Annotated in this window: 2 protein-coding genes; both read right to left on the bottom strand. The window is 36.5% G+C overall.

Translation table 11 applies throughout. From position 1 onward, the window contains the following. Positions 1 to 295, bottom strand: a 295-nt coding sequence (locus NG904_RS17005; RefSeq protein ID WP_252232920.1) for an SDR family NAD(P)-dependent oxidoreductase, incomplete at its 3' end; no start/stop codon positions are given. A 9-nt stretch (positions 296 to 304) separates the two neighbouring features. Then, on the bottom strand, positions 305 to 606 hold a 302-nt coding region (locus NG904_RS17000; protein WP_252232918.1), incomplete at its 5' end, for a hypothetical protein.

Here is a 606-nt window from a genome sequence, read left to right as displayed (position 1 = left end):
GAACAGTAAAACATCCCGCAGGGGTAACGAGTAGATCTCTGCGGCCCCCGTCATATAATAACAAAAAAAAAACAGACTGTACTTCCATCTCTTCACTTACATCTAATACATAATAATAGCAAGGCGCATTATAAGTTTCTTTAATTTTGTCTACTAACGCTTGTAGTTTCTCTTCTGTTCGAGCCATTAATACCGGCGTCGCCCCTTGCTCTGCAACCTGCATTGCAACTTGCTCTCCAATTCCACTAGAAGCACCTGTAATGACGATTACTTTTTCTTGTAAACGTCCCGTCATTGCTGTCACCTACTTTGCATAATAAATCAATTGTTGTGAAGATTCATCAATCATCACCTGTTGATTATATGCTAAAAAGTCTAATTGTCCAACAGTTTCTGAGATAGTAAGTGGTAATTGCTCTTTATATAATACCGGAAATAGTTTTACACATACTTCAAGTGCTGTCATTGGTTTTTCTTTTAATAATTCAAGCACTTTAAAAGCACGTGTTTCTTGCTTTTGTAATCGCGTTTCAATAAGTTGTTTCGCATTTAGAACATCTTCACCATGCCCTGATAAAATGCGTGAAATATTCATTTCGTTTTTTT

It is taken from the genome of Clostridium sp. ZBS15, from assembly GCF_023845705.1.
In the GTDB taxonomy this organism is placed as follows: Bacteria; Bacillota; Clostridia; order Clostridiales; family Clostridiaceae; genus Clostridium; species Clostridium aquiflavi.
Note: the sequence above shows the minus strand (reverse complement) of the source record. Positions and strands in the feature narration are given on the sequence as shown.